Origin of the sequence: Streptomyces sp. OR43, assembly GCF_008042275.1 — a bacterium.
Classification (GTDB): domain Bacteria; phylum Actinomycetota; class Actinomycetes; order Streptomycetales; family Streptomycetaceae; genus Streptomyces.
In genome coordinates, this window is the sequence record NZ_RDBK01000139.1 from 1 (window position 1) to 25,696 (window position 25,696).

General features: G+C 70.2%; 19 protein-coding genes. 5 read left to right on the forward strand and 14 right to left on the reverse strand.

The genetic code is table 11. The annotated features are described in order from the left end of the window. Together EAO72_RS41645 and EAO72_RS41650 are read right to left on the reverse strand one after the other, a co-directional pair. A partial coding sequence (locus EAO72_RS41645; protein WP_222724179.1) for a hypothetical protein occupies positions 1-227 on the reverse strand: 227 nt, incomplete at its 3' end. A gap of 32 nt (positions 228-259) precedes the next feature. Further along, positions 260-1,267 (reverse strand): zinc-dependent alcohol dehydrogenase, encoded by a 1,008-nt coding sequence (locus tag EAO72_RS41650; RefSeq protein WP_148022566.1) that lies wholly within the window; start codon positions 1,265-1,267, stop codon positions 260-262. Positions 1,268-1,504: 237 nt separating this feature from the next. Between EAO72_RS41650 and EAO72_RS41655 the strand changes: the two genes are divergently transcribed. The 4 genes from EAO72_RS41655 to EAO72_RS41670 are packed head-to-tail and all read left to right on the forward strand — an operon-like array spanning position 1,505 to position 7,650. Continuing rightward, a complete protein-coding gene (locus EAO72_RS41655) occupies positions 1,505-3,226 on the forward strand; it encodes a glycoside hydrolase family protein (protein ID WP_148022567.1) in 1,722 nt (573 codons plus the stop codon). After that, positions 3,223-4,635 carry a glycoside hydrolase family 28 protein gene (locus EAO72_RS41660; protein ID WP_222724180.1) on the forward strand — a complete coding sequence of 471 codons (1,413 nt, stop codon included), beginning with the start codon at positions 3,223-3,225 and terminating at the stop codon, positions 4,633-4,635. Before EAO72_RS41655 ends, EAO72_RS41660 begins: the two co-directional genes overlap by 4 nt. Positions 4,636-4,646: 11 nt before the next feature. Continuing rightward, positions 4,647-5,984: a glycoside hydrolase family 28 protein gene (locus EAO72_RS41665; protein WP_148022568.1), complete on the forward strand. Its 1,338-nt coding sequence runs from the start codon at positions 4,647-4,649 to the stop codon at positions 5,982-5,984. Beyond that, the gene (locus tag EAO72_RS41670; RefSeq protein WP_148022569.1) at positions 5,971-7,650 is read left to right on the forward strand and encodes a DapH/DapD/GlmU-related protein; all 1,680 of its coding nucleotides are present in this window, start codon (positions 5,971-5,973) and stop codon (positions 7,648-7,650) included. Before EAO72_RS41665 ends, EAO72_RS41670 begins: the two co-directional genes overlap by 14 nt. On the opposite strand, the gene EAO72_RS41675 is transcribed toward EAO72_RS41670, so the two are convergent. After that, positions 7,596-9,653 carry a hypothetical protein gene (locus EAO72_RS41675; RefSeq protein ID WP_148022570.1) on the reverse strand — a complete coding sequence of 686 codons (2,058 nt, stop codon included), beginning with the start codon at positions 9,651-9,653 and terminating at the stop codon, positions 7,596-7,598. The genes EAO72_RS41670 and EAO72_RS41675 overlap by 55 nt on opposite strands. A gap of 144 nt (positions 9,654-9,797) precedes the next feature. Between EAO72_RS41675 and EAO72_RS41680 the strand changes: the two genes are divergently transcribed. After that, positions 9,798-11,282 (forward strand): ABC transporter substrate-binding protein, encoded by a 1,485-nt coding sequence (locus EAO72_RS41680; RefSeq protein ID WP_148022571.1) that lies wholly within the window; start codon positions 9,798-9,800, stop codon positions 11,280-11,282. Position 11,283: 1 nt separating this feature from the next. Here EAO72_RS41680 and EAO72_RS41685 read toward each other — a convergent pair whose 3' ends face one another. The 11 genes from EAO72_RS41685 to EAO72_RS42425 all read right to left on the reverse strand — a co-directional run. After that, positions 11,284-12,219, reverse strand: coding sequence for a DUF5605 domain-containing protein (locus EAO72_RS41685; protein WP_148022572.1), 936 nt, complete (start codon positions 12,217-12,219; stop codon positions 11,284-11,286). Between the two features lie 38 nt (positions 12,220-12,257). Next, positions 12,258-13,679, reverse strand: coding sequence for a DUF5060 domain-containing protein (locus tag EAO72_RS41690; RefSeq protein ID WP_148022573.1), 1,422 nt, complete (start codon positions 13,677-13,679; stop codon positions 12,258-12,260). Beyond that, positions 13,676-14,788, reverse strand: coding sequence for a sialidase family protein (locus EAO72_RS41695; RefSeq protein ID WP_148022574.1), 1,113 nt, complete (start codon positions 14,786-14,788; stop codon positions 13,676-13,678). The genes EAO72_RS41690 and EAO72_RS41695 overlap by 4 nt, the downstream gene beginning before the upstream one ends. Next, complete coding sequence (locus EAO72_RS41700; RefSeq protein WP_148022575.1) at positions 14,785-15,843, reverse strand: ABC transporter ATP-binding protein; 1,059 nt, start codon at positions 15,841-15,843, stop codon at positions 14,785-14,787. The genes EAO72_RS41695 and EAO72_RS41700 overlap by 4 nt, the downstream gene beginning before the upstream one ends. Continuing rightward, the gene (locus tag EAO72_RS41705) at positions 15,840-16,907 is read right to left on the reverse strand and encodes an ABC transporter ATP-binding protein (protein WP_148022576.1); all 1,068 of its coding nucleotides are present in this window, start codon (positions 16,905-16,907) and stop codon (positions 15,840-15,842) included. The genes EAO72_RS41700 and EAO72_RS41705 overlap by 4 nt, the downstream gene beginning before the upstream one ends. A 10-nt stretch (positions 16,908-16,917) precedes the next feature. Beyond that, positions 16,918-18,069, reverse strand: a complete 1,152-nt coding sequence (locus EAO72_RS41710) for an ABC transporter permease (RefSeq protein ID WP_148022577.1) — start codon at positions 18,067-18,069, stop codon at positions 16,918-16,920. A gap of 6 nt (positions 18,070-18,075) precedes the next feature. Further along, entirely contained in the window at positions 18,076-19,077 is a 1,002-nt protein-coding gene (locus EAO72_RS41715) for an ABC transporter permease (protein WP_148022578.1), read from the reverse strand. 18 nt (positions 19,078-19,095) lie between these two features. After that, entirely contained in the window at positions 19,096-21,096 is a 2,001-nt protein-coding gene (locus EAO72_RS41720) for an ABC transporter substrate-binding protein (protein ID WP_148022579.1), read from the reverse strand. Beyond that, positions 21,096-22,055 carry a dihydrodipicolinate synthase family protein gene (locus EAO72_RS41725; RefSeq protein ID WP_148022580.1) on the reverse strand — a complete coding sequence of 320 codons (960 nt, stop codon included), beginning with the start codon at positions 22,053-22,055 and terminating at the stop codon, positions 21,096-21,098. The genes EAO72_RS41720 and EAO72_RS41725 overlap by 1 nt, the downstream gene beginning before the upstream one ends. 186 nt (positions 22,056-22,241) lie before the next feature. Further along, positions 22,242-24,530, reverse strand: coding sequence for an Ig-like domain-containing protein (locus tag EAO72_RS41730; protein ID WP_148022581.1), 2,289 nt, complete (start codon positions 24,528-24,530; stop codon positions 22,242-22,244). An 80-nt stretch (positions 24,531-24,610) separates the two neighbouring features. Further along, positions 24,611-25,696: hypothetical protein (locus tag EAO72_RS42425; protein ID WP_187285463.1), on the reverse strand; the 1,086-nt coding region annotated here is incomplete at its 5' end.

The following is a 25,696-nucleotide window of genomic DNA, read 5'->3' on the forward strand; positions in this document are numbered from 1 at the left end:
CCGGCGTCCGGGGGTCTGGTCGCCCCGGGCAGCGGGGGGTTCCCGGAGTCGGGGAGGGCGGTCACCTCCAGGACGGTCGCCCCGAACCGGGTGCGCAGTGCGTCGCTCTCGCCCGGGACGCGTACGAAGGTGCCGGTGGACTGCTCGTTCGCCAGTACCGCGGCTGCCGCCCGGGGCGGCAGCCAGCTTTCGACGTCGTAGACCGCGACGACCTGTTCGTCCGTCATGCCTGCCTCTCTTCCGTACGGGCTCTTCGGGGTCAGCGCGCCGGGTCCAGCAGGACTTTCATGACGTCGCTCCCCCGGTCGAGCTCCTCGAAGGCGTCTTGGGCCGTGGCCAGCGGCGCCGGTTCGGCCGTGATCAGGGGGCGTACGTCGAGCGCTCCCCGGGCCACGGCACCGGCCGCGGCGCGGAAGTCGCCGGGGGTGTACAGGGAGGAGCCCTTGACCCGGATCTCCTTGAGCACCAGGGGGTTCAGCCCGGCGCGCACCGTCTCGCCGAACATCGGCAGCACGACGACGGTGCCGCGCGGGCGGCAGAGGGCGAGCGCCTCGTCCACGCAGCCCTGGTGCCCGGAGGCGACGACGACGGCGTCGAAGGCGCCGGCCCGTCCTTCACCCGCCACCGCTCCGTAGCGGGCGTCCAGGGTGCGGCAGCCGGTGGCGCGGGCGGCCAGGCCGAGTGCCCGGGGGCGCACGTCGGTGACGAGGACGTCCTCGGCGCCGTGCAGCCGGGCGACCGCCGCGGTCAGATGGCCGATGGTGCCCGCGCCCAGCACCGCGAGGCGGGTCCCGAACCGCACACCCGCCACCCCGACGGTGTGCCAGGCCACCGCGGCGGGCTCGATCAGCGCGCCCTGCGCGTACGACAGTGCACCGGGCAGCGGCACCAGTGCGCGCAGCGGCAGCACAACGTACTGGGCCAGAAGCCCGGGGAGGCCCGCGCCGGGCAGCCGCCGGTAGACGCACAGGTGGGACAGCCCTCTTTCGCAGTGTCCGCACCGCCCGCAGAACGCCAGTGGCAGCACGGCGACCTTGGTGCCCCGCGCGATCGTGCCGTCAGCGGCTTCAGCCACCCGGCCCGCTCCTTCGTGGCCCAGAACCACCGGTGGCTCCCGGAACGGATGACAGCCGCGAAAGGCCGCGGTGTCGCTGCCGCACAGGCCCACCGCCCGCATCTCGACCAGGGCCTCCTCCTCACCGATCGGCGGAACCCCGGACTCCTCGATCTCGATCCCGCCGGTCCGCTTCAGCACGGCACTGCGCATCAGCCCTCCGCCCACTCCCTCACCCCTGCCTCGCCGGTGGCTGGCATGCCACCCGGAGAGGGGCGAACGTCCGGAACCGTAGAACCCCTGAAAGATGGCGTCAACACCCTCTACATCCCCAACACACGTTCATATACAGCACTTTCGAAGCTCTTGACGCCCCTCACTGCCGCGCTTAGCGTCTTTTCCCGACGCGCGCACCACTGATTCACCGGACTCAGAGACGGCGTGGAAACGATGACTGGCATACCAGCAACCCTGCTCCTGGAAGAACGGGCCGAGCTGGCCATGAACGCTGTGGTGGGGCTGGCCGATTCCGATCTCGGCGGCATCCCCTTCTTCGGTGCGGACCTGACCGCCGAGCCGGCCGCGCTGCGGCACGGCGACTGGGACTACGGCTCCAGCCATGGCCGGCTCACCGATGCCTGCGTGCTCGCCCGGCAGATGACCGGCGTCTCGTCATGGAGCGATGTCGAGGCGGTGTACAGGAAGACCCTGCTCGCCCTGATCGGCGACGACGGGCTCACCCGCCGGCGCAGGCATCCGCGCGGCCACTGGGAGCCGAACGCGAACATGATCGACCAGCGCGCCACCCTGCTCGCGCTCACCACCTGGTACCAGGAGAGCGGTGACGAGGAGGCCGCGTTCGCGGCCGACCGGCTGGTGGCGGCACTGCACCGGATCGCGGTCAAGGAACGCGACGTCTGGTACTACCCGGCGTCCGAGTACGCCGACCACGGCTGGCCTTCCGCCAACGCGGTACAACTCCGTCTGGCCCCGGATCCGGCGTCGTTCTGCGGGCGGCTCATCATGCCGCTGCTGCGCTGGCACCGGCTGACCGGAAACGAGCAGGCGTGGGAACTGTGCGGGTGGTTCGCCCGGCTGATCACCGAGCACAGCGGGGTGTTCCTTCCGGACGGCTCGTTCAACCCGGCGCTCGCCTACCGCAGTGGGCACTTCCACACCCGGCTCGGCACCCTGGACGGCCTGGCGCGGTACGCGGTGGACTCGGGCGACCACGCCCTGACCGAGTTCGTGCGCCGCTCCTTCGACTGGGCGCTCGGCCGGTGCACCGCCTTCGGGTGGACACCGGGCGACCTGGCCGGCCAGCGCTACGAGCACGAGACCTGCTCCCTGGTGGACCTGATCGCCATCGCGGGCACCCTGGCCGGCGCGGGCCACCACCGCTACTGGGGCGTACTGGAGCGTTTCCTGCGGGGCCATCTGACCTCCGCTCAGCTCCTGGACGTCTCCTGGGTCCGCTCGGCCCCCGACCGCACGCTGGACGAGCCCGGGTGGGTCACCCACCACCGGGTCGGTGAGCGGCTGCGCGGCGCGTTCGCCGGGTACGGCGCGCCCAACGACTATGTCAGCGACAGCGTCCTCGGCCGGGGCCACACCGCGGACGTACAGGCCTGCTGCGTCGGATCCGGTGTCCGCGGCCTGTTCACCGGCTGGTCCCTCGCCGTCACCGGCGACGAGCGGCTGGTCCGCGTCAACCTGCTGCTCAACCGCGGCAGCCGGTTCGTCCACGTCCTCAGCCACCTCCCGCACACCGGGAGGGTGGACCTCGACGTCCGCGAGGACTGCCGCGAACTGCGGCTGCGCATCCCCGCCTGGGCGGGCTACGCGCAGGTGCGGGTGGTCCGCACCGCCCCCGGCGGGAGCGAGCGCACCCGGCACGGGCACGAGCCCGGCCTGTGGGCCTGTGACGGATCGCTCTCGGTGCGCGAGCCCCGCGCGGGCGAGCGTGTCACCGTCACCTTTCCCCTGCCCGAGAACATCACCGACGAGACCGCCGCCGGACGTGTCTACCGCACGCGCTGGCGCGGCGACGACGTCATCGGCATCGACCCGGAAGGAATCACCCGACCCATGTATCCCAACCGCACCCCCTCGCCGCAGGCCCCCCTGCGCGAGCACCCGCTGCACGTTCCCGCGCAGGAGTGGTCCTGGTGAACACCCCCGACCGCAGGACCTTCCTCACCGCGGCGGGTCTCGCCGCCGCCGGGATAGCGGCCGGCCCCGCATCCGACGCGCACGCGGAAGGGTCCACGGTGCCCGGGGCGCAGCGCCGGGCCGCCCGCATTCTCGCCAGGATCCACGACCCGCGCTTCCCGGAGCGGCGGGTGTCGATCGCCGACCACGGGGCCGTCGGGGACGGCGTGCACGACTGCACGGACGCCGTCCGGGACGCCATCGAGACATGTGCGCGAGCGGGCGGCGGGCACGTCGTGGTGCCGCCCGGCGAATGGCTGACGGGGGCGATCCACCTCCGGGACCGGATCGACCTCCACGTGGAGGAGGGGGCCACCCTGCGGTTCCGGCAGGAGCCGGAGGCGTATCTCCCGGCCGTCTACACCCGGTACGAGGGCGTCGAGTGCTTCAACTACTCGCCGCTGGTGTACGCCTTCGAGTGCCGCACGGTGGCGGTCACCGGGCGGGGCACCCTCGACGGGCAGGCCGACTGGACGCACTGGTGGGACTGGACGAAGGGCGTGGACGGTGGCCCTTCACCGCAGAACCCGGACATCAAGCAGTTGCTGGCGATGGGAGACGCGGGCACACCCGTGCCGGAACGCGTGTTCGGCGCGGGGCACTTCCTGCGGCCCAACATGATCCAGTTCTACCGCTGCCAGGACGTGCTCGTCGAGGGCGTCACGGTGAGCAACTCGCCGATGTGGAACATCCACCCGGTGCTGTCCACCAACGTCACCGTGCGCGGTGTCACCGTGGACAGCCCGGTCGGCCCGAACAACGACGGGGTGGACCCCGAGTCGTGCTCGTACGTCCTCATCCAGGACTGCCTCTTCGACACCGGTGACGACTGCATCGCCTTCAAGGCCGGCAAGAACGCCGACGGCCGGCGGGTGGGCGTGCCGATGGAGCACGCCCTGGTCGAGCGCTGCGAGATGCGCGACGGACACGGCGGCGTCACCCTGGGCAGCGAGAACTCCGGCGGCATCTCCGACATCGTGGCCCGGCACTGCGTGATGGACAGCCCCCGCCTGGACCGGGCGATCCGCCTCAAGTCGAACCCCCTGCGCGGCGGTTACCTGCGCGACGTGCTGTGCCACGACATCACCGTCGGCGAGGTCGGGGACGCGGTTGTGGAGATCGCGCTGGACTACGAACGAGTGGAGTCCGGCGGTTTCTACCCGGACGTGCGGCGGATCGAGATCCACCGGGTCACCACCACCGCGGGACCGCGCGCCTGGACCTTCATCGGGAACGACGCCAACCCGATCCACGACGTACTGCTGAGCGACTGCGCCTTCAACGGCATGACCGGTCCGAACGAGCAGCGCAACATCGAGGGCCTGGTGCTGCGCGACGTCACCATCAACGGCCAGGAGGCGTCGCCTTGACCGGCCCGCAGATGAGAACTCCGGCAGATTCCCCGGTCGCGGACCCGTGGGCCGAGGCGGACGCGGTGGTGGCCCGGGTGGTACCGCCCCGGTTCCCGGGCCGCGACTTCCCGGTGACCGCGTACGGCGCCGCCGGTGACGGGCGGACCGACTGCACGCTCGCGATCAGGCACGCCGTCACCGCCTGCCACTCGGCGGGCGGCGGCCGGGTCACCGTCCCGCCCGGAGTCTTCCTCACGGGCCCGGTGCGGCTGCGCAGCCAGGTGGAGCTGCACCTGGAAGAGGGTGCCACGCTGCGCTTCGTCCAGGAACCGGCCCGGTACCTTCCGCCCGTGCTCACCCGGTTCCAGGGCGTCGAGTGCTACGGCTACGCGCCGTTCATCCATGCCCATGACGAACGGGACATCGCGGTCACCGGCTCCGGTGTGCTGGACGGCCAGGCCGACGAGGAGCACTGGTGGCCCTGGGCCGGGCAGGAGGAGTTCGGCTGGCGGCCGGGCATGCCGCACCAGGAGCAGGACTGGCCCGGGCTGTGGGCGCAGGCCGAGAACAACGACCCGGTCGAACAGCGCGTGTACGCCGACGGACGGCACTTCCGCCCCGACTTCATCGAGTTCCGGCGGTGTCACGGCGTGCTGATCGAGGGGGTGACGATGATCCGCTCACCCATGTGGGAGATCCACCCGGTGCTGTGCACCAACGTCACCGTCCAGGATGTGGTGATCGACAGCATCGGCCCCAACAACGACGGCATCGACCCCGAGTCCTGCCGGGACGTGGTGATCCGGCGCTGCGACATCACGGCCGGCGACGACTGCATCGCCATCAAGTCGGGGCGCGAGGCCGACGGCCGCCGGGTCGCCACGCCGAGCGAGAACATCGTGATCGAGGACTGCGTGCTGCGTCACCGCTACGGAGCGATCACGCTGGGCAGCGACATGACCGGAGGCATCCGCAACGTGTACGTGCGGCGTTGCCGCATCGGCGGCCCGGGCCTCTACTTCGGCCTGTACATCAAGACCAACTCGGTACGCGGCGGCTTCGCGGAGAACGTCCACCTCACGGATCTGACGGTCACCCACCTGACCAAGGAGTTCATCACCTGCGACTTCGACCGGGGCGAGGGCGACACGGGTGCCTACCCGCCCCGGGTGGAGAACGTCAGCGTCAGCCGGGCGACGGTCGGCCGGGCCCGGCGGGGTGTGCTCGCCCGGGGATACGCCCACGCGCCGATCCGGGAACTGCTCCTGGAGGACGTGAGCTTCGGGGAACTGGCGGAGGAGGACATCGTCACGCACGTGTCCGGCTACGCGAGGGAGAAGGTGACCGGTGGCCATGGCGGAGGATGAGGCACGTCCCGGACGGTTCGATCACTGTCCCTGGGAGTTCTGGAGCAGGAGCGACGACGAGGAGCGTGCCGCGCAGCTCGCCCACCAGGAGGCGCTCGCTGAGCGGCTGCGCGCGGACGGTGGTACGGCCGAGTTCGGCGACCGGGTGTTCGTTTCTCCGTGGGCGGGGGTACACACCGACTCCCTGCGGATGGGCGACCGGTCGTACGTCGGCGCGCACGCGATCGTCACCGACGAGGTGTCGATGGGCCGCAACTGCACGCTCAACCCGTTCTCCACGGCCCGCGGAAAGGTGCTGATGGGAGACGGGGTGCGAGTGGGGGCGCACACCTCGCTGCTGGGGTTCAACCACGGCTTCGCCCCGGGCGCACCGGTCCACAAGCAGCCCCTGACCTCGAAGGGGATCGTCCTGGGCGACGACGTGTGGATCGGTTCCCACGTGGTGGTCGTGGACGGGGTGACCATCGGCGACCACTGCGTCGTCGGGGCGGGGGCGGTGGTCACCAAGGACCTGCCGGCCTGGTCCGTGGCGGCGGGCAGCCCCGCACGACGGTTGCGGGACCGGCGGGACACCGCGCCGGGCCCTGGCCCTTCCTCCGCCCGGCCGCCGGCTGACGGTCTCGACGGACGGCTCGAGGCGTTCGCGCGGCGGGCCCGGGAGCAGGCGGCCGGGGTGCTGGACCGCTGCCGTACGGAGGGTGTGCCGGCCGACCGGCCGGGGGCCGCGCCCACGGTACGCGCCGGCTGCGACGCCGTGGAGATCGCGGACCTGCTGCTGGGCGGCCCGCCGCCCGGTGAGGACCGTGACGCGCTGGTGGAGCGGTTGCGGGCGCTCCAGGACCCGGTGACGGGGCTGGTGCCGGAGATCGGTGGTCCCGCCCCGTCGCTGGACGACCACGCGGCGATGTACCACATCCTCTGTGTCGGCTACGCGCTCGGCCTGCTCGGCTCACGCTTCGCGCACCCGGTGCGGGCCGTCACCGGACTGCCGGCCGAGCGGCTGGTGGAGCGGCTGGACGCGCTGCCGTGGCGGACCGAGGCGTGGCGCAGCGGGAACTGGGTGGACGGGGTGGGGACGGCGCTGCACTTCGCCTCCCTGGACGCCTCCCCCGGCGCATCGCCGCAGGCCGAGGCGCTGTTCGGCTGGCTGCTGTCGCGGGCCGACCCACGGCACGGCCTGTGGGGCGAGCCGGATGCCAGGGAGGGCTGGCGTCAGCCGGTCAACGGCTTCTACCGGGTCTCGCGCGGGTCATTCGCGCAGTTCGGGCTGCCGGTTCCGTATCCGGAGCGGGTGGTGGACACGGTGCTGGCGCACAGCCTCGATCCGGCGTGGTTCGGTCCGGACCGGGGCACGGCGTGCGACGTCCTGGACGTGGCCCATCCGCTGTGGCTCTGTGCCCGGCGCACCGGGCACCGGGCCGGTGAGGGCCGGGACTGGGCGCGGGGGCAGTTGGAGCGGGTGCTGACCAGGTGGCAGGACGGCGCCGGGTTCTCCTTCGCGCTGGAGTCCGGGGAGCGCAAGGACCGCCTCCCCGGACTGCAGGGCACCGAGATGTGGCTCGCGGTGACCTGGCTGCTCGCCGACCTGCTCGGGGTCGCCGAGGCGCTCGGCTACCGTCCCCGGGGCATCCACCGGCCCGAGCCCGCACCCGGCGGTGCCGGCTGAGGGGACCGGCAGGACCGCATGCGCAGCACCTGGGACAACACCTGGGCCGTCACCCAGGAGGGGTTCCAGGTGTTGCTGCTTCCGCGGTCCTGCCAGTTGGTGGGGAAGAAGCCCTCTGCCTGCTCCCCCGGGTCGTCGAAGCCCCACTCCCCCGGCCGGGTGCAGACGCCCTGGCCCAGGGCGTTCAGGATGAGCTCGCCGAGCTCGCGGTAGACCGGCCGGTCCACGAGGTCGCCCAGCCGGGCGAGTTCGTACGCCGGGAAGAACACGTCGATGTGGTGGTTCTGGACGCTGACACCGGGCCAGCCGGTGGTGGAGAAGCCGTGTCCGAAGGGCGTGTCCCACTGGTAGACCCAAGTGAGGAGCCAGTCGGCGGCCTCCTGGGCGCGGTCGGCCCACCGCTGTTCGCCGGTGAGCCGCAGCAGCTCGTAGGCGCACAGGAAGTAGGCCATGCCGCCTTCCTTGTCCTCGCAGGCGGCGTCGAGCGTGGCGCGGGCGAAGGGGGTGGTGTAGTCGTCGGCGAAGCGCCGGTGGTACTCCTCCACGAGCGCCYCGGCGWCCCSGAGCAGGTGCGGCTCGCCGGTGACGCGGTACGTCTTTAGCATCGCGAGGACACAGGGCAGCCCGGCCGTTCCGGCGAAGGAGGTCAGAGGCGTGCCGTCGGTGAGCCAGCCGAAGGGCGGCGGCCCGTCACCGCAGGCCGCCGCGACGCCCGCGGTGAGCGTGCGCACCCACGCGTCGGGGACGTCGAGGCTGTGCCGGCGGAACAGCCGTACGATGTCGGCGAGATCGCAGAGGTTGTCACCGAAGGCCCGGGCCGAGACGTACGGGCCCTCCTCCCCGTCGAACCCGGCCCAGAGGCGCTCCCGGGTGGCGTAGAAGCTGAGGCGGAGTCCGGGCGTGCCGGGGACTGCGCTGCCGGCTAGATGGAACTCCACGGCCTTGCGGCAGCGTTCGACGCGCCGGGGTTCGTCGTTCTCGATGCCCAGGCGGGCGTCGCACCAGGCGAGCCGGAGGCTCTGGCCCGTCCATCCGTACATGAACCCGGCCCGGTGGCCTGGGCCGGTGAACTTGAGGTAGCCGGCGGCCTCGCCGTCGTCGTACCAGCGTCGGTCGAGGGCCTCGGTCTTGAGGCGGACCAGTGCGTCCCGTGAGAGCGGGTTCGCGCCGCGCGGACGGTACAGGGCCAGACCGCGGTGGACGAAGGTGCGGAAGCCGTGTCCCGGCCGGCTGGTGCGGCCCCAGTCCAGAGCGTGGTGGGCGTGATGCTCCTCGCCCGGGGCCAGGTCGCGGTAGCCCGCCGCGCACGGGGCGGTGCGGGCCTTGTGGACGTAGGCGACGTCGGGCTCGCCGTTGAGGAGCAGGGCGCCGCTCACGCCCAGCAGGGTGACCCCCCAGGGCCGGTGGATCGCACCGAGAGAGCCCGGTCCCGGGCGGGCCGCGAACAAGGTGGCATACCGCTCCTCGTCACCATCCCCCCACTCGGCGTGTGCGCAGGGGACGGGCAGCCGGTGGTCCTCGACGACGAGTCCGCCGGTGTCCGCCGTCAGGCGCGGGACGACGCGGCCGGGGTCGGCCGAGGGGTTGCCCCGGTAGAGGACCAGGGGCAGCGTGACCGCTTCCGGCCGCCGGGCGGGCAGCGGCAGGGCGATGCCCAGGACGACGTCCCAGCATGGAGTGCCGCCGTTCCAGCGCCAGGTGGTGCGGAGGTGCAGCAGGCCGCCCTCGAAGACCAGGGAGAGCCGGACCTCCAGCTCGGACGGGTCCGCAAGGGTGCAATGGATCTCCAGCCGGTCCCCGACCGACCGGGCCTCACAGGCTCCGATGCCGGGCCTGGTGGGGGCCCAGGGGCGGCCGACGGAAAGGATGAGGAGGTCATTGAGCGGGACCGCGAGCCGGGCCGGCTCCCCCTCGTCGTCGTGGCCGAGCACCAGTCGCGACGGGCTCCGTCCGTCACCTTCGGCGAACTCGACGTATCTGACTCCACTGCTGATCCTCAACATTCACAACTCCCTTTTCTGTAGGCACTGTTGACCGTTCGAAGTGTCAGGTGAACCATTGTGGCATTCGCCTGGCATACCAGTGGCGTTCCCCACTGGTCCCATGGTCTGACCGTCGGCGATTCCCCTAGAAGGAGAGGCACACGTATGACCCCGCACCCGCAGCAGAGTGAACCGCAGCCGCCTAGCCGCCGGAAGTTCGTCGGCGGAGCCGCCGCGGCGGTCGGCGCCGCGACGCTCACCGGAGTCGGCATCGGCGCATCCACTCCGGCCCAGGCCCGCCCCGTCACCGGGCGGGTCACCACCTCCGCGTCCGGCGCCTCCTGCACCGCCGTCCCGAACAAGTACGACGCGCCGTTCGAAGTCTGCGACGACGAGCTGTTCGTCTTCATGGCCAACTACAAGCCGTTCGAGTACCCCGGCTTCTTCGACACGGTCGTGGGCGACGCGATGCGCGCGGCCTTCCCCGGCCTCAAGATCAAGGCCGTGGCCTGGGACCAGCCGGTCCGGTACGAGGACCTGGACAAGGCGGGCGTCGTTCCCGACATCATCCTGGAGGACCCACGCCGGCGCATCGACCGTGATCTGGAACCACGTGGCTGGGCCCGCGACCTCACCGACGACCTGCGGGCCACCGGCATCGACATCGGCTCCCTCAACCCGGGCGCCGTCGCCCAGATCAAGGCCCGCTCGGACGGCGGGTTGTACGCGGTTCCGGTGTTCCTGGACGAATACATCATGTTCCACAACAAGAAGGTCTTCGACAAGAAGGGTCTGAGGACCCCGGCCAACGGCGTCACCTACGACGAGGCCTTCCGCCTCGCCAAGAAGCTGACCTTCGAGCAGGACCTGGTCGCGTACAAGGGATACCTCCAGCATCCGGACATGTACCTGGAGTTCAACCAGCTCGGTCTGTATCCGTTCGTGCCCGGGCAGGGCGGCACTCCCGCACCCGAGGACGTGAAGGTGAACATCACCTCGGAGGGCTGGCAGCGGCTCGGCAGCAACCTGGAGCGCTTTCTGCTCCACCCGCACAACATCTTCACGACGGTGGACGACTACCTGACCACCGGCAGCGTGGCGATGGCGGTGGACAACCTCCGCAAGCTTCCCGCGTATGCGGGAAGCTCGCTGTACCTGGAGGAGGACGACGCGGACGAGTGGGGCGAGCTGGCCAAAAAAATCGACCTGGGCATCACGTCCGTGCCGGTCCTCGGCAGCGGCGACAACGCCGTCTACCAGCCCAACACCATAGCCGCGTTCCTGCCGCCGCAGTCCTCCAAGAAGGCCCAGGCCCTCCAGGTCCTCAAGTGGCTGGTGTCCGAGGAGGGTCAGACCGAGCTGTCCCGGCACGCGCTGAAGCCCGCGTTGCGCTCGGGTGCCGCCGAGGCCGCCTTCGGCACCGCGATCCCCGAACTGGACAGGATCGACACCTCGGCGGTCTTCTGGGGTGACAACGCCGTCGTGCGGGACTACGAGAACACGGAGTTCTGGGACCTGCCGCTGTACATGGTGTTCCGGCAGCACGTCCTGCGGGACGGGCTGAAGGTCTCCTCGGCGCTGGAGATCACCGAGAAGACCGACATCCCCGCCTACATCAAGTCCCAGGTGGCGGCAGGCTTCGACTGGTGAGTCACCGCCTGCGGAGCCGTATCGCGAGGTACGGCTCCGCGGGCAGTTCGACCGTCACCCGGTCTTCGCCGGCGTCGTCGAGCGCCCGAACGGACATGTTCCAGGTGTCCAGGACCTCCACGCTCCAGGTGCCGCCGGGCAGCGCGAAGGAACGCCGGGGGTAGCGGTGCGGTCCGAGGTACTGCAGGACGTACTCGCCGGGCACCTCCAAAGTCGAGGCGTCGTACGTCTCGGGAGTGTGGCCGAGGCCGGCCGGGGCCGCGCTGAGCACATCCTTGAGGAAGGCGATGCGCTCAACGGCGGTGCCCGTCAGCCTGCCGCCGCCGTCGCTCCAGGCATCCTCGCCCCACGCCTCGGCGTGCCCCCCGTAGCCGCCACGGCACACCGCCTCCCAGAGGCGGCAGAGCAGCTCCGTTCCGGTCAGGGCACGCTCCGGATCCCCCGGGTCGTCGCCCTCGGCACCGCAGTCGTCGACGAGGACCGGCTTGCTGAGATCCCGCACCAGGCCCGACACTGCCCGCGTCTGCGGGTGTGCGACCGAGGCGTGCGTGATCCACGGGGCGCCGAAGTCGGTCCAGGGCGGGCCGTGCACGGTGAGCGGGTGGTGTCCGTGGTCGTGCTCCTGCACATCGGTCTGCGCCTCGTGGACGGGGGGCGCGCACCACCAGACGTTGGGCCGCCCCGCCAGCCGGGCGACGGTCCGGGGGATGTCCCGGCCGTCCAGCATCACCTCCGCCTGCAGGCCGAGTGCGCCGAGCGCCGCGACCTGGTGATCGAGGACGTCCAGCGGAAGGGTGTGATCGAGCAGCCTCACCTTGGTGAACGGGGCGTCCTTCAGGGCCCTCAGGGTGTTCTCGTCGGCCTGCGGAACGCTGGTGGCGAACGGATGGAAGGGGGTGCCGTCCTCGTGCCGGAAGCGGGTTCCGTGTACGCGCACGGGCCCGTGGTCCGTGCGCGGAGGCGCAGAGTGCGTTGTCATGTCACCTTCCGGATACGCAGGGCCAGGTCCGGCCGGTGGTCCGTCGGAACGCGGACCGTGCCGCGGTGCGGCCCGCCGGGCAGCGGACTCACCGTCATGTTCCAGGTGTCGACCAGGTCGAGGACCCGGGGGACACCGTCGTCGGGCAGTTCCACGTCGTAATGGCGGTGCAGCCGGTCGCCGAAGTACTGGAACCGCGCATCGGGCGATTCCTCCCACAGCCGGCGCTGGAACGCGATGCGTGCCGGGATCTCGCCGTGCAGCCGGCCACCTCGGGAGATCCAGGCCCAGTCGTCCGGATCCTGCTCGGGAAAGCACTCGCCGTGTCCGACATACGCGCCCGCGGCCATGCCGTGCCAGAACTGGCGCAGCAGCACCCGGCCCGAGAGGTTGCCCCAGCGGCGGCCGAGCACCCCCTCGTAGCCGATCTCGTCGATCACCACCGGCTTCGGCACCCGGTCCAGCCACTCGGGGGCCATCCGCGCGTCCCAGTGCTGGATGGACTGGTGAGTGGTCCAGGGGTGGCGGAAGTCGTAGATCCGCTCGTACTCATACATCCGGGTGCCGTTGTGGATGGACCGCAGATGCTGGTACGGGTCGCGGCGCTGGACGTACTGGCCGATGCGGGTCCAGTCCCCGACGGTCTTGGCCTTGTTGAAGTCGTACTCGTTGGCGACCGACCACCAGACGTTGCGGTAGGCGGCGAGGCGGGCGACGACGTACCGGACGAGGAACCGGTCCTCCTCGGGGCTCATGTCGTCCACACCCCAGTGCCCCTTGTCGTACGGGTGCAGGATGATGACGTCGGCCTCGACGCCCAGCTCCAGCAGGTCGCGCACCCGTGCTTCGAAGTGGGCGAAGAACGCCGGGTCGAAGCGGGATCTGTCCAGCTCGCCGGGCCGGGGCCGGCCAGGGCCGAGGCCGGGGAATACCAGCCGGGGCGGTGCCATGTCGAGCGTCGGCAGCAGGCACATGCGGACCTTGTTGAAGGGGGACGCGGCGAGGGTGCGCAGCGTCTCCTCCTCCGCCTTGAGGTCCTCGTCGTGGGTCCAGTGGTAGCAGGTGGTGCCGAACGGCAGGTACCGGGTGCCGTCGGCGTACCGGAAGGTCCTCGGGCCCGCGACCCGGACCGGGCCGTGGTTGCCCGGGCCGGCCGGAGTGCACGTGAAGCCGCCCGCGGTGCCGTCGAGGGCCGGGACGCGGGAGCACGTGGTGTACGTCCAGGCGCCCTCCCGGTCCGGCATGAACCGGACGCGGTAGACGCCGTCCCCGTCGTAGAAGCCGTCGACGGGCACCACCCGGTGGCCGTGGCGGAACTCTGCGCCGAACTCGACGTCGCAGTAGGGGTTCCCGTCGGCCGGGCCACCGAGCGTCAGCTCGAAGGTGCCCCAGCGCTCCACCGTGGTGGCGGTGGTCATGAGCGTCCTTCCCTGACCCAGTCCTCGGAGACGGTGACGTGCTTGATCGTCCTGCGGAGGTAGGAGTAGGCGATGTGCAGCAGGCCGTCGCGGCGGCTCTGCATGACGCAGGGGTAGGAGTAGCCGAATTCGCCGGCCTCCCAGTACTCGTCGTCGGCGCACTGGAGGTCGCGGCGTACCGGCCAGGTGCGGCCGTCGTCGTCGGAGAGGGCCACCGTGAGCGGGGTGCGCAGTGCCTTCCGGCGGCGTCCCTGGCCCTCGCCGACCCAGCGGAACTCGCCGCGTTCCAGGCTCGCGTGGTTGTAGACCAGCGCCAGGGCACCACTGTCCAGTCGCGTGACCTGGACGCCGGAGTTGTTGTTGGGCAGCTCTGTCGGTACCGCCCTGCTCCAGCTGCGTCCGGAGTCAGTGGACACGGTGGCGTGGATTCGGTCGGCGGCGCGGCTGCGCAGCAGGCCGAGCAGCGAACCGTCGACGCGCCGGACGACGCTCATCTGGACCAGGTGGTCGCTCCCCTCGACGTCGTGCTCCTTCCAGGAGGCGCCCTCGTCCTCGCTGATCAGGACGGTGCTGTGCTCCCCCTCGGCGCGGCAGCGGTAGGCGGGCAGCAGCAGGCTTCCGTCACCGGGGTCGAGCGGCGGGTTGCGGACGAAGACGCCCGGTCCCTCATGGGCGACGTGCGCGGGGCCCCAGGTCCGGCCGCCGTCGTGCGAGGTGCGGGCGACCAGGTGCGCGGTCTTCTGGTCGTGCGGCTCGTTGGACGGGTGGAACAGCCACACGGTGCCGTCCGGCCGCTGGTCGAGCACCGGGTTCTGCTCGGAGCGGTCCGGGTCGGCGGACATGGCCATGGCACCGGTCCAGCGGTCGCCGCCGAGCGGCAGCCGGGACAGCACCACATTGGTGTCGCGGTCCCCCTCGTCGGGGCCGTTGAACCAGGCGCACAGCACATCGCCGTCGTCGAGTTCGAGGAGGCTCGCGGAGTGACTGTCGCCCGGATGCGGGGCCGGCAGCAGCGCCTCCCGCACACCGGGATCACCCGGCCGGGGCCGCAGCACACCATCGAATCTCGGGTCGTGCGCCGGCCCCCTCCCCTGTTCCGTTTCCGTCATGTTCGGCATCCCTTCAGTTCCAGCTCTCCGGCGAAGTGGCAGGCGGACGTCCTGCCGGGTGCGATCTCCCGCAGCGCCGGCACCTCCGTGCGGCAGCGGTCGCGCGCGTAGAAGCAGCGCGGGTGGAACGGACAGCCCCGCGGCACGTTCGAGGCGTCGGCCACCTCACCGCGCAGCACCACGCGCTCCCGGCGGCGCGCTCCCGGGTCGGGTTCGGGCACCGCGGACAGCAGGGCCTCGGTATAGGGGTGCAGCGGCTGCCCGTACAGCTCGTCGGTCGCCCCCGTCTCCACGACCTTGCCCACGTACATCACCGCGATCTCGTCGGCCATGTACTCCACGACCCCCAGGTCGTGGGAGATGAACAGGTACGTCAGGTCGGACTCGTCCTGGAGGTCCTTCAGCAGGTTGAGGATCTGCGCCCGCACCGACACGTCGAGCGCGCTGACAGCCTCGTCCGCCACGACCATGCGCGGGGCGAGCGCGAGGGCACGGGCGATGCCGACACGCTGGCGCTGGCCGCCGCTGAAGGCGTTGGGGTACCGCCGTAGGTACTCGGGGCGCAGCCCGACGCGGCGCAGGAGCTCAGCAACCCGTTCCTCGGTCTCGGCAGCGCCGAGACCGAGGTTGACGCGCAGCGGTTCGCCGATGATCTGGAGCAGCGTCATGCGGGGGTTGAGTGAGGCGAACGGGTCCTGGAAGACCAGCCGGATCTCGCTGCGGTACGGCTTGAGGGCACGTTCGTCGAGCTTGGCCAGGTCGATCACCGTGCCGTCGGTACGACGGTAGGAGATCTCGCCCGACGTGGGCTCGAAGACCCGCATCAGACAGCGGCCCAGGGTGCTCTTGCCGCAGCCCGACTCTCCCACCAGGGCTACGGTGCGCCCTGCCGGAACGGTCAGGTCCACGCCGTCGACCGCGCGTACCCGGCCGACGGCGCGGCCCAGCAGTCCTCGCCGGATGGGGAAGTGTTTGGTGAGGCCGTGCGTCCGCAGCAACGGGGCGGTTCCGGTGGCCGTGGCCATGGCGGTGACTTCGGAGGGCGGTGCTGTCATGGGGTGGTCTCCTCGTGCTCCTCGTGCTCCGTGTGCTCCTCGTACAGCAGGCAGCTCACCGCGCCCGGACGGCCCTGGTCCCGCAGCGGCTCCGGGACCGTCACGTCGCAACGGCCGGCCATGAACTCGTCGCAGCGCGGGTGGAAGGGGCATCCGGACGGCCGCCGGTAGGAATGGGGCACCATGCCCCGGACCGGCCGGAGCCGTTCACGCGATCCGGACCCGAGCTTGGGCACCGAGCGCAGCAACGCTCTGGTGTACGGATGGCGCGGCGCCCGGAACACGTCCTCGACGCGCCCCTCCTCGACGACGGTGCCCAGATACATCACGGCGACGCGGTCGGCCATCTGGGCGGCGACCCCAAGGTCGTGGGTGATCAGCATGACCGCCATCGCGGTCTCCTCCTGGAGGCCGCGCAGCAGGTCGAGGATCTGGGCCTGGGTGGTGACGTCGAGCGCGGTCGTCGGCTCGTCGGCTATGAGCAGTTGCGGACCGCAGGAGAGCGCCATGGCGATCATGACGCGCTGCAGCATGCCCCCGCTCATCTGGAACGGGTACTCGTCGACGCGCCGTTCGGGTGCGGGGATGCCTACGCGGCCGAGGAGTTCGAGGGCGCGGGCACGGGCCTCGGACTTGGTGACACGCTCGTGGAGCCGGATCGCCTCGCCGATCTGGTTGCCGATCGTGTGCATGGGACTCATCGAGGACATCGGCTCCTGGAAGACCATGGCGACCCGCTTGCCCCGCACCTCGCGGACGGTCTCGGGGGCGGCGCTCACCATGTCGGCCGCGCCGTCGTCGGTGCGCACCCGGATCCGTCCGCCGGTGATCCTGCCGGGCCGGTCCACGAGACGCAGCACGGAGCGCGCCATGACGCTCTTGCCACAGCCCGACTCCCCCACCACGGCGAGGACTTCGCCCCGGGCTATGGCGAGGTCGACGCCGCAGACGGCCTGCACGACGCCGTCATCGAGTTCGAACCGCGTGTGCAGATCCTCGATCTCGAGAATGTTCTGCCGCGGTGGCGTCTGCTGACGCTCCCGCGACGCCTCTGTCGTCGGCATCGCAACCCCCTTACTGTTTGTACGGGTCAGCGGAGTCCCGCAGCCCGTCACCGACGAAGTTCATGGCGAGCACGGTCACGAAGACCGCGACGCCGGGTATCAGCAGCCACGGCGCCGTCTCCAGCGTCCGCACGTTCTGGGCCTCCTGGAGCAGGACGCCCCAGCTCACGGCGGGCGACTGGAGACCCAGACCGAGGAAGCTCATGGCGGTCTCGCCGAGGATCATCGCCGGGACGGCCATGGTGAGCGAGGCGATGACATGGCTGGACATCGACGGGACCATGTGCCGGAAGATGATCCGGATGCGGCCGCAGCCGTCCAGCCGCGCAGCCGTCACGAAGTCCTCCTCGCGCAGCGAGAGGAACCGTCCTCGCACGACGCGGGCGAGTCCGGTCCAGCCGAGGACGGAAAGGATGGTGGTGATGGCGAAGTACCGCATCATGGGCCCCCAGTCGGCCGGCACGGCCGCGGAGAGGGAGAGCCACAGGGGCAGGGTGGGGATCGCCATCAGGAACTCGATGACGCGTTGGATGAGCGTGTCGGGGGCGCCGCCGTAGTAGCCGGAGACCCCGCCGAACAGCAGGCCGAGCAGGAAGCTCACCGCGACCCCGATGAGGCCGATGGAGAGCGAGACCCGCGAGCCCTGGATGATCAGGGACAGCAGATCACGCCCCTGCCGGTCGCTGCCGAGCAGGAAGACCTTGTCCTTGGCATGGGCCGCGCCGAAGAGATGGCGGTCCCAGGGGATGATCCCCCACATCTCGTAGGAGTCGCCGCGCGGGAGGAACCTCAAGGGGACGCGCAGTTCGGGGTCGAGGGTGTGGATCTGCTCGAAGGTCTCGGGGTCYCGCTCGGTGCGGTAACCGTTGACGTACATCTGCAGGCCGTCGGACCAGCTCAGGTCGACCTTGACCATCTGGGGCGGGGCGTAGGTGAGGGTGGAGTCACTGGTGCTGGTCGAGGTGGGCGCGAGGAACTCGGCGAAGACGACGACGATGTAGGCGAGGAGCACGACCACTGCGCCCGCCACGGCCAGCTTGTGCTTGCGGAACTTGCGCCACACCAGCCGCCAGGGGGAACTCCTGGCGGCCGCGGCGGCACATTCGACCTCCGGGTCCGCCTCAGCCGCCGGTGCGGCCGGCTTGTGGTTCCTGGTCAGCACGGCGGCTCACCCTCCCTCGTAGCGGTGCCGGATTCTGGGATCCCACCAGGCGAGGGCGAGGTCGCTGATCAGAGTCCCGATGACGGTGAGGGTGGACAGGATCAGGACGAAGCTGCCCACGAGGTACATGTCCTGGTTCTCCACCCCGCTCAGCAGGAGCGGTCCGGTGGTGGGCAGGCTCATGACGATGGAGATGATGGTCTCGCCGCTGATGAGGCCCGGCAGCAGCCATCCGACGGTGGAGAAGAACGGGCTCATGGACATCCGGACCGGATACTTGAGCAGCAGCTTCCATTCGGGCATCCCGCGGGCGCGCGCCGCGACGACGTACGGTTTGTACAGCTCGTCCAGGAGGTTGGCGCGCGTGATGCGGATCAGGCCGGCGGTACCGGACAGCCCGATGATGACGATGGGGAGCCACAGGTGGGCGCCCATGTCGAGCACCTTGCCGAGGTTCCAGGCGGCGTCCTGGTACTCGGGGGAGAACAGGCCGCCGGGGCTGGTACCGAAGAACCGCATGCCGGCCCACATGAAGACGAGGGCGAGCAGGAACTCCGGCACGGCCATGCCGAAGAAGCCGAAGAAGGTGGCCAGGTAGTCGCCGGCCGAGTACTGGCGCACCGCGGAGAATATCCCGATCGGGAAGGCGATGGCCCAGACGAACAGCAGGGTGGAGACGGAGAGGAAGAAGGAGAGTCCGACGCGGTCCCAGATGAGGTCGGAGACCGGGCGGCTGTTCCACGCGAACGCCTGCCCGAAGTCCCCGTGGAAGACGATGTTGGAGATCCACTTCCAGTACTGGGCGAGAAAGGACTGGTCCAGGCCGTAGCGGGAGCGCAGGGCGGACAGCTGCGAATCGCTCATCATCTCACCGCGGCTCTCCGCCTCGGCCTGGAGAGTCGAGACGTAGTCACCGGGCGGCAGGCTGATGATGAAGAACGAGGCCAGGGAGACCGCCCACAGGGTGACGACCATCCACATGACACGGCGGGAGAGGAACGAGAGCATGGGTGTCCCCCGTCCGGGTCAGGCCTTGCCGGAGAAGAAGTAGGTGGCGGGATTGCTCGGCCCGGGGGCCTGGTGCGCCACCGCCGCGCTGAACTGCTCGGGCACGTTGAACATGTTGTCGCGGACGATGCCGTACTCCGACGGCGGCGTGGAGATCCCGATGTAGTAGAACTCCTCCTGGGTGATCGCCAGGACCTTCCTGGCCAGGCCCAGCGCCTTGTCGGCGTCGAAAGTGCCCCGCAGTTCGTCGTTGAGTTCGAGCTGCTCGCGTACGCGGGCCGGCGGCTCCTCGCCCGACTTGCCCTCGCTGGTGTACCACTCGGCCCACTTGCCGCCGAAGCGGGAGGAGCCGCGGGGGTTGGTCGGCAGATAGTAGTGGTTGCCGCCGGCGCCGGTGCGGAGGTCGAACGAGCCTCCCTGCCAGGTCGCGGCCTCGGATTCGCCGGCCTCGACGCGCTCCCAGTACAGGGTCTCGGCGAGCCGCTGGATGTTGGCCTTGACACCGACCTTCGCCCAGTCGCCGCGGATCAAGTCGCAGGCGTCCACCTGGTCCGGCTGGTCGGAGACGACCAGCACGGTGAAGGCGACCGTGTCGCCGTCCCTCGTGAGGCGGATGCCGTCGCCGTTTCGGCGGGTGAAACCGGCCCTGTCGAGGTACTCGGCGGCACGGTCGACGCTGTACTCGGTGAACTGGCTGCCGAGTTGCTCGTTGTAGAGCTCGTCGCCCTCCGCGGGTCCGCACTGCCAGGGGATGCCCTGGCCGCCGTATATGGTGTCGATGATCTTCTTCCGGTCGATGGCGTACGACAGGCCGATCCGGAAGTCCTTGTTGGCGAAGAGCTTGCGCTTTTCGGGGTCGGAGTGGGTCTGGTTGAACCCGATGATCATCGTGTTGGCGAGGGCCGACTTCACCTCGATCAGGCGGTAGCCGCCCTTCTTCCGGTTACGGGAGATCACTGGCTTGTTGCGGATCGTCCCGAAGTGGGTGAGCTGCATGTCGAGGTCGCCGTTGGTGACCTTGAGCACCTCGACCTCGACATCCTGGATGTTCTCCACGACGACCTTGTCGATGTACGGAAGCTGGCTTCCGTTCGGGTCGACCTTCCAGTAGTACGGGTTGCGCTCGGCGACCAGGCTGCTGCCCTTTCCCACCACGTTCTTGGACACCCAGGCGTTGAGGGAGGGCAGTTGAGGGTTGACCCAGCAGTCGGCGCGCAGCGGCAGGTAGTCGGTCCAGCTCAGGCCCGCCTTCTTCGCGAGCGCTTCGGCGGTCTTGCCGTGCTTGGGGTGGAACTGCTTGATGTAGTGGGCCGGAAGCAGCATGACGATGCCGGAGGTGCCTGCCATCTCCTCCAGGAAGCCGGGCTTGGGCTCCTCGTACACGTAGCGGACGGTGCGGTCGTCGACCACCTGGAACGTCGCGTTCTTCCCTGACTTCGACATCCACAGGTCGTAGACACCGTCCGGGTGGAGGTCCGGATCGACGTTGTAGTCGTTGAAGGCAAAGGCGAAGTCGTCCGTGGTCACCGGCCGGCCGTCGGACCACTTCAGGCCCTTGCGCAAGGTGAAGACGAACTCCGCGCCGCCCTGCTTGACCTCGTACTTCTCGCAGACGTTCGGCAGGAGTTCCGTCTTCGTCATGCCCTGCCAGGTGGGGCCCCAGGCGACGAGCGGCTCGTAACCCATGCTGTAGTGCAGCCACATCACGTCTTCCTGCGTGATCATGGCCGAGTGCCAGGTGCCGCCGTAGGCGCCGGACTTCTCCAGCGGGGTCACCTTCAGCGGGGCGGCCGGAAGCCGGTCGGCCACCTTGGGCAGTTTCCCCGCGTCCGCGAGCTTCTTCAGCGCGGGCGCTTCCTTGCCCTTGGCGCCGGTCGCCGCTCCCGCGCCCTGGGGCCCGGTGTCGAAGAACCCGCAACCGGACAGCGAGGCGGCCGCCAACAGGCCGCCGCCCGCCCGCAGGAGCGAACGCCGGTCGAGGATGCCGCGCCGGTCGGGGGATGGCTTGCGGTCAGTCATCAGGTCCACGCTCCTTTGCGTGTACGTGCCGCCTCTTCCAGCTCGCGGACCTTGGGGACGACGGTCGCGGCCAGTCGGCCCCGCTCCTCGTCGTCCAGGCGCGCCAGCGGCTCGGCGGCGTGGGCTTCGTCGATGCGCCCGAGGGCCGCCAGGACGAACTTGAAGGTTGCGACGAGTGCGGCGAGCGTCGGTTCGCGGCGGGCCTCGCGCATCAGATCGAGCAGGTCCTCCAGCTGTTCCTGGAGGCTCCTGGCGTGTTGCCAGTCCCCGGCACGGGCGGACTCGTAGAGGTCGACCAGGAGACGGGGGGTGACGTTGGCGAGCGAGGTGGTGGCGCCCGCCGCCCCCGCGTACAGCGAGACGTCGGTCAGGCTGCTCCCGCCGGCGAAGCAGCGCACCTCCACCCCCTGCCGTGCGCTGCGGCGCAGCAGCTGCCGCAGCCAGCTCATGTCGCCCGCGCTGTCCTTGATGCCGCAGAGCACGCCCTCGCGGGTGAGTTCGACGACGCAGTCGACCGTCAGGGCGGACGGGGTGAGCTGGGGCATGTGGTAAGCGAGGACGGGGATGCCCACGGCCTCGGCGACGGCGCGGTAGTGGTCGCGGAGCTCCGCCTTGCCGTAGCCGGCGAAGTACGGGGCGATGACGGCGATCTCGTCGGCTCCGGCGGCCATGGCGGCGCGTGCGTGGCGTACCGTCACCGCGGTGGCCGCGTCGCCCACATGGGCGATGACCGGAACCCGGCCGCCCGCCACCTCGGCGGCGACGGCCACGGCGAGCGCCCGCTCGTCGTGGTCCAGAGCGTGGAACTCGCCCGTGGTTCCGTTGATCCACAGTCCATGGATCCCGGCCTCGATCAGTCCGGTCAGGTGGCGTTCCAGTGACTTCCGCGCGAGGCACCCCTTCTCGTCCATGGGCAGAACGGTGGGCACGATGATCCCGTGGAGCTCAGATGTCGGCATCGATTCCTCGCGGTATGTCGGTGGAATGCCACGAGTCTCTTGAGTGTGACATCGGTCGTCAACCCTTTCGACAAAGGCAATAGTCCGTGCACGTGATGTTCCATCAGCAGTGGTCCACCTGCGGCATACCAGGTGTCTTCACAGACGTTCGGACGCACCTCCGCGGCCCGGGAGCCGGGTGTGCGGTCAGTGGTTTATCTTCACCTGGCTGAACTTGGCGGTCGTGTAGTGGGCGACACCGTTGGCCTCCTTGTTGCCGTCCACGAACATGCCCACATGGACCTTGTCGCCCATGGGGATACGTTCGTAGCCGATGCGGGTCCACTGGAGCGAGTCGGGCGAGATCTCGGAGGTGAACTCGTCGCCGCGCAGGGTGATGCGCAGCCAGTACGGCTTCGCGTCGAGCACCTCGTCCTCCTCGTAGGGCCAGGTACCGACGCTCATCTCGGTGCCGTGGGAATGGATGCGCTTGACAACGCCCTTGTGGCCGCCGTCGCCGAGGTGGACACCGATGAGGTTGAACGGCGAATCCGGCGTGAGGTTCTCCCGGATCATGATGCCGCCGAGCACCTCCTGGTAGACGTCGCTGACGGAGTCGAGGCGGGCGATCAGCTCCACCACCTCGTCACCGGGGGCATCGACCTCCTGGTACACGAAGTGACAGGAGTCCGAACGGCCGCGGAGCTTGCCCGAGCCGCGCAGCGTGAACGAACCGCCGGCCAGGGCCGATCCGCCCTGGATGGGCACCTGGCCGATGTCGACGGCCGTCCAGTTCCCGAGCGGGCCGACCCGGACGACGTGGACGGGAACCATGCTGGAGGTGGTGGACGTGCCGGTGGAGTCGGTGGCACGCGCGGTGAGGTGGTGGGTGCCCTCGGGGGCGTTCTTCCATACTGCCTCGAAGGGGGCCGAGGTCACCTCGCCGACCTGCTTGTCATCGGCGAAGAAGACCACGGAGGCGATGGTCGCGCCGTCCTGGGCCTCCGCCTCCGCGCAGAAGGTGATGTCGTGGGCCCCGGTGTCCGAGGTGTGCACCGCGTCGATCCCCGGGGCGGTCAGTCTCACCACCGGGTTGGCTGCCCCGGTACGGGTGAGGGAGTTCAGGTACAGCTCCAGGTTGCTGTAGCCGGTGGCCGGGTCGATGGCCCTGCCGTCGGTGGCGTCGTTGCCCTTCAGGCCGTGCTGCTTCTCCCAGGCGTCGGGGATGCCGTCCTTGTCGGAGTCCTTCGGCGCCGCGGCGGAGGCGAGCGGGGGAACGCCGCCGACCTCCTTCTGCGAATTGATCATGCGGCCGGTCCCGTTGCGCACGTCGGCGACGAGACGGGCGTCGGTCGCGTCGCGGCGCGGCAGCAGAGCGCCGACGCCGTCGAGCACCGCCTTGTAGGCCTCTTTGGCGGTCTGCGACGGGATCGGGTCCAGGACCTCGAACGGCTCCTCGCGCAACGTGACGCCGCCGAGCGGGAACTTGACGCCCCGGCCGTTGTCGCCGGTGACCTCCGCCTGCCCCTCCACGACATTGCCTTCTACGTGCCAGCTTCCGCCGCGGTCGGGCGAGACGATGACCGGCGCGATCTCGGCCAGGGTGTTCGGGCCCGGCTTGTAGTAGTTGCCGACGATGTTGACCCCGTCGGCCCACTCGCCGCCGTAGCAGGAGGTGTAGCCGTGGTTGTAGATGACGTTGTTGCGGTGGTCGGTGCGCAGGGGGACGTCCTCGACGAAGCTGAAGCGCGGGTTGCGGCCACCCTGATGGATCAGCAGGTTGTGGTGGTAGGTGACGTTGTCGCCGCCCCACAGTCCGCCGTAGCCGTGCCGGCCCTTCGGATGGACGGAGACCGACAGCCCCTCCGCGATGATGCACCACTGGAGTGTGAGGTTCTCGTTGCCGTAGACGGAGCAGCACTCGTCCACCGCCCAGCTGAAGGAGCAGTGGTCGATCATGACGTTGCGGCAGCCCTCCATCCCGAAGGTGTCGATCGCGGTGCCGAGCATGTCCGTTCCGCGGAAGCGCAGGTGCCGGATGATGACGTTCTCGACCCCTCCGGCCTTGGTCTCGTTGCCGACCACGCAGATGCCGTCGCCAGGGGCCGTCTGGCCCGCGATGGTGAGATTGGACCCGGTGATGTCGAGTCCGCCTTTGAGCTCGATGTTGCCGGATACACGGAAGACGACGGTGCGGTCACTGCCGGACACGGCGTCGCGCAGCGATCCGGGCCCGGAGTCGGCGAGGGTGGTGACCTCGTAGACCGAACCGCCGCGGCCGCCGGTGGCGTACCGGCCGCCCCCCTCGGCCCCGGGGAAGGCGAGCACATCGCCTGCTGCCTCGGCCGCCGCCGCGAGCTTCTCCGACGCCTGCGCCGTCGGCACTCGGAGCGCCGCGGTGCCCAGGAGCGCACCGGCTCCGACCACGAAGGCACGGCGGGCCATCGCCTCGCCCTTCTCCTTGCCCGTGGCGGCGGTTCCGTTCAGTGGGGTCATGACGTTGCTCTCCTCGGTGAGTGGAAGGTGGTCCGGCGCGCCGGGCGTGCGGCTCCGGTGCGCCGGGGGGCGGGCGCGGCTCAGGGCTCGTCGGAGCAGTTGACGTCGAGGTCCCAGAGGATGACGTCGAGCGCGTGCGGGCTGATGGCGTGCTCGCCGTGTGTGGCGTCCTCCAGGAGTTCCCAGTGGCCGTTGCCGATCACCTCGATCCGTTGCCGCACCACCGGTTCGTAGCTGCGGTGGCCGACGCCGTTGAAGCAGCAGGCGTCGAACCGGTTGAGGATCTGCGTCTGCCGGCGGTGCCGCCCGACGGACGCCAGCGCGTAGATGTCGGGGAAGTCGCTGATCCCGTAGAAGACCGGGTGCCGGTCGAGCCGCTGCTCCCAGTCGCCCGTGGTCGGGCTCGGCTTGGGCGGTGCGGAGCGCAGGAAGAACGGCAGCGACCCGGCCGTCGGGTAGCTGCGGGTGATGCGCGGGTCGAGCGCCGGGTAGACCGTGGTGGTCCAGCCGCCGCCGGACAGGCCGATCATCTGGAGGGAGGGGGGCCGGTAGGTCCGGGTGACGTGGTTGACGGCGACCGTGAGGGGTTCCAGGAAGAACCGGAGGGTGGAGAACTCCGCGGTCTCCCACGTGCCGAAGTCGTTGTGGTTCTCCGGGGTCACAAAGGTGTCCGGGTCCGTGGGGCTGCGCAGTTGCCTGGGGTTCCAGTGGTAGAGCGGCATGGCACACAGCAGTACGCCGTATCCGGCGTCCACCAGGGCTTGTGCGGTGCGCTGCATGGTCTCGGGTGTCTCGCCGTGTCCGTTGTGGTAGATGGCGAAGCGCCCGTGGGCGGCGGGGCGGCGCGGCAGCAGCAGGTAGACGACGGACTTCAGGTCGTACGGCAGGGTGACGGTGAGCCGGTCGACGCGCCGGAGCCCGGTGTAGGCCGGCAGTTCGGGTGCGACGACGCCCTGGTCGACCTCGGGCAGCGTGTCGGGCAGCCGGCCGTCGGCGGACTTCCAGACCTCGGCGACGAGTTGTGCGCGGAGCCGTTCCACGTCCGCCTCGGTGTGCACGGTCATCAACTGCTCGACGTCGACCCCGACACGCTGCCCGAGGTCGACCAGGGCGTCGTCGCACCCGAACTGCCGGCCTACACCGGGCTCCGGCGCGTCGACCGGCTC

What these genes read in the sequence shown, in the direction of transcription:
- EAO72_RS41650 (WP_148022566.1), bottom strand. Translation starts at nt 1,267, where the DNA reads ATGCGCAGTGCCGTGCTGAAGCGGACCGGCGGGATCGAGATCGAGGAG.
- EAO72_RS41655 (WP_148022567.1), top strand. Translation starts at nt 1,505, where the DNA reads ATGACTGGCATACCAGCAACCCTGCTCCTGGAAGAACGGGCCGAGCTG.
- EAO72_RS41665 (WP_148022568.1), top strand. Translation starts at nt 4,647, where the DNA reads ATGAGAACTCCGGCAGATTCCCCGGTCGCGGACCCGTGGGCCGAGGCG.
- EAO72_RS41670 (WP_148022569.1), top strand. Translation starts at nt 5,971, where the DNA reads ATGGCGGAGGATGAGGCACGTCCCGGACGGTTCGATCACTGTCCCTGG.
- EAO72_RS41680 (WP_148022571.1), top strand. Translation starts at nt 9,798, where the DNA reads ATGACCCCGCACCCGCAGCAGAGTGAACCGCAGCCGCCTAGCCGCCGG.
- EAO72_RS41690 (WP_148022573.1), bottom strand. Translation starts at nt 13,679, where the DNA reads ATGACCACCGCCACCACGGTGGAGCGCTGGGGCACCTTCGAGCTGACG.
- EAO72_RS41695 (WP_148022574.1), bottom strand. Translation starts at nt 14,788, where the DNA reads ATGACGGAAACGGAACAGGGGAGGGGGCCGGCGCACGACCCGAGATTC.
- EAO72_RS41700 (WP_148022575.1), bottom strand. Translation starts at nt 15,843, where the DNA reads ATGACAGCACCGCCCTCCGAAGTCACCGCCATGGCCACGGCCACCGGA.
- EAO72_RS41705 (WP_148022576.1), bottom strand. Translation starts at nt 16,907, where the DNA reads ATGCCGACGACAGAGGCGTCGCGGGAGCGTCAGCAGACGCCACCGCGG.
- EAO72_RS41715 (WP_148022578.1), bottom strand. Translation starts at nt 19,077, where the DNA reads ATGCTCTCGTTCCTCTCCCGCCGTGTCATGTGGATGGTCGTCACCCTG.
- EAO72_RS41720 (WP_148022579.1), bottom strand. Translation starts at nt 21,096, where the DNA reads ATGACTGACCGCAAGCCATCCCCCGACCGGCGCGGCATCCTCGACCGG.
- EAO72_RS41725 (WP_148022580.1), bottom strand. Translation starts at nt 22,055, where the DNA reads ATGCCGACATCTGAGCTCCACGGGATCATCGTGCCCACCGTTCTGCCC.
- EAO72_RS41730 (WP_148022581.1), bottom strand. Translation starts at nt 24,530, where the DNA reads ATGACCCCACTGAACGGAACCGCCGCCACGGGCAAGGAGAAGGGCGAG.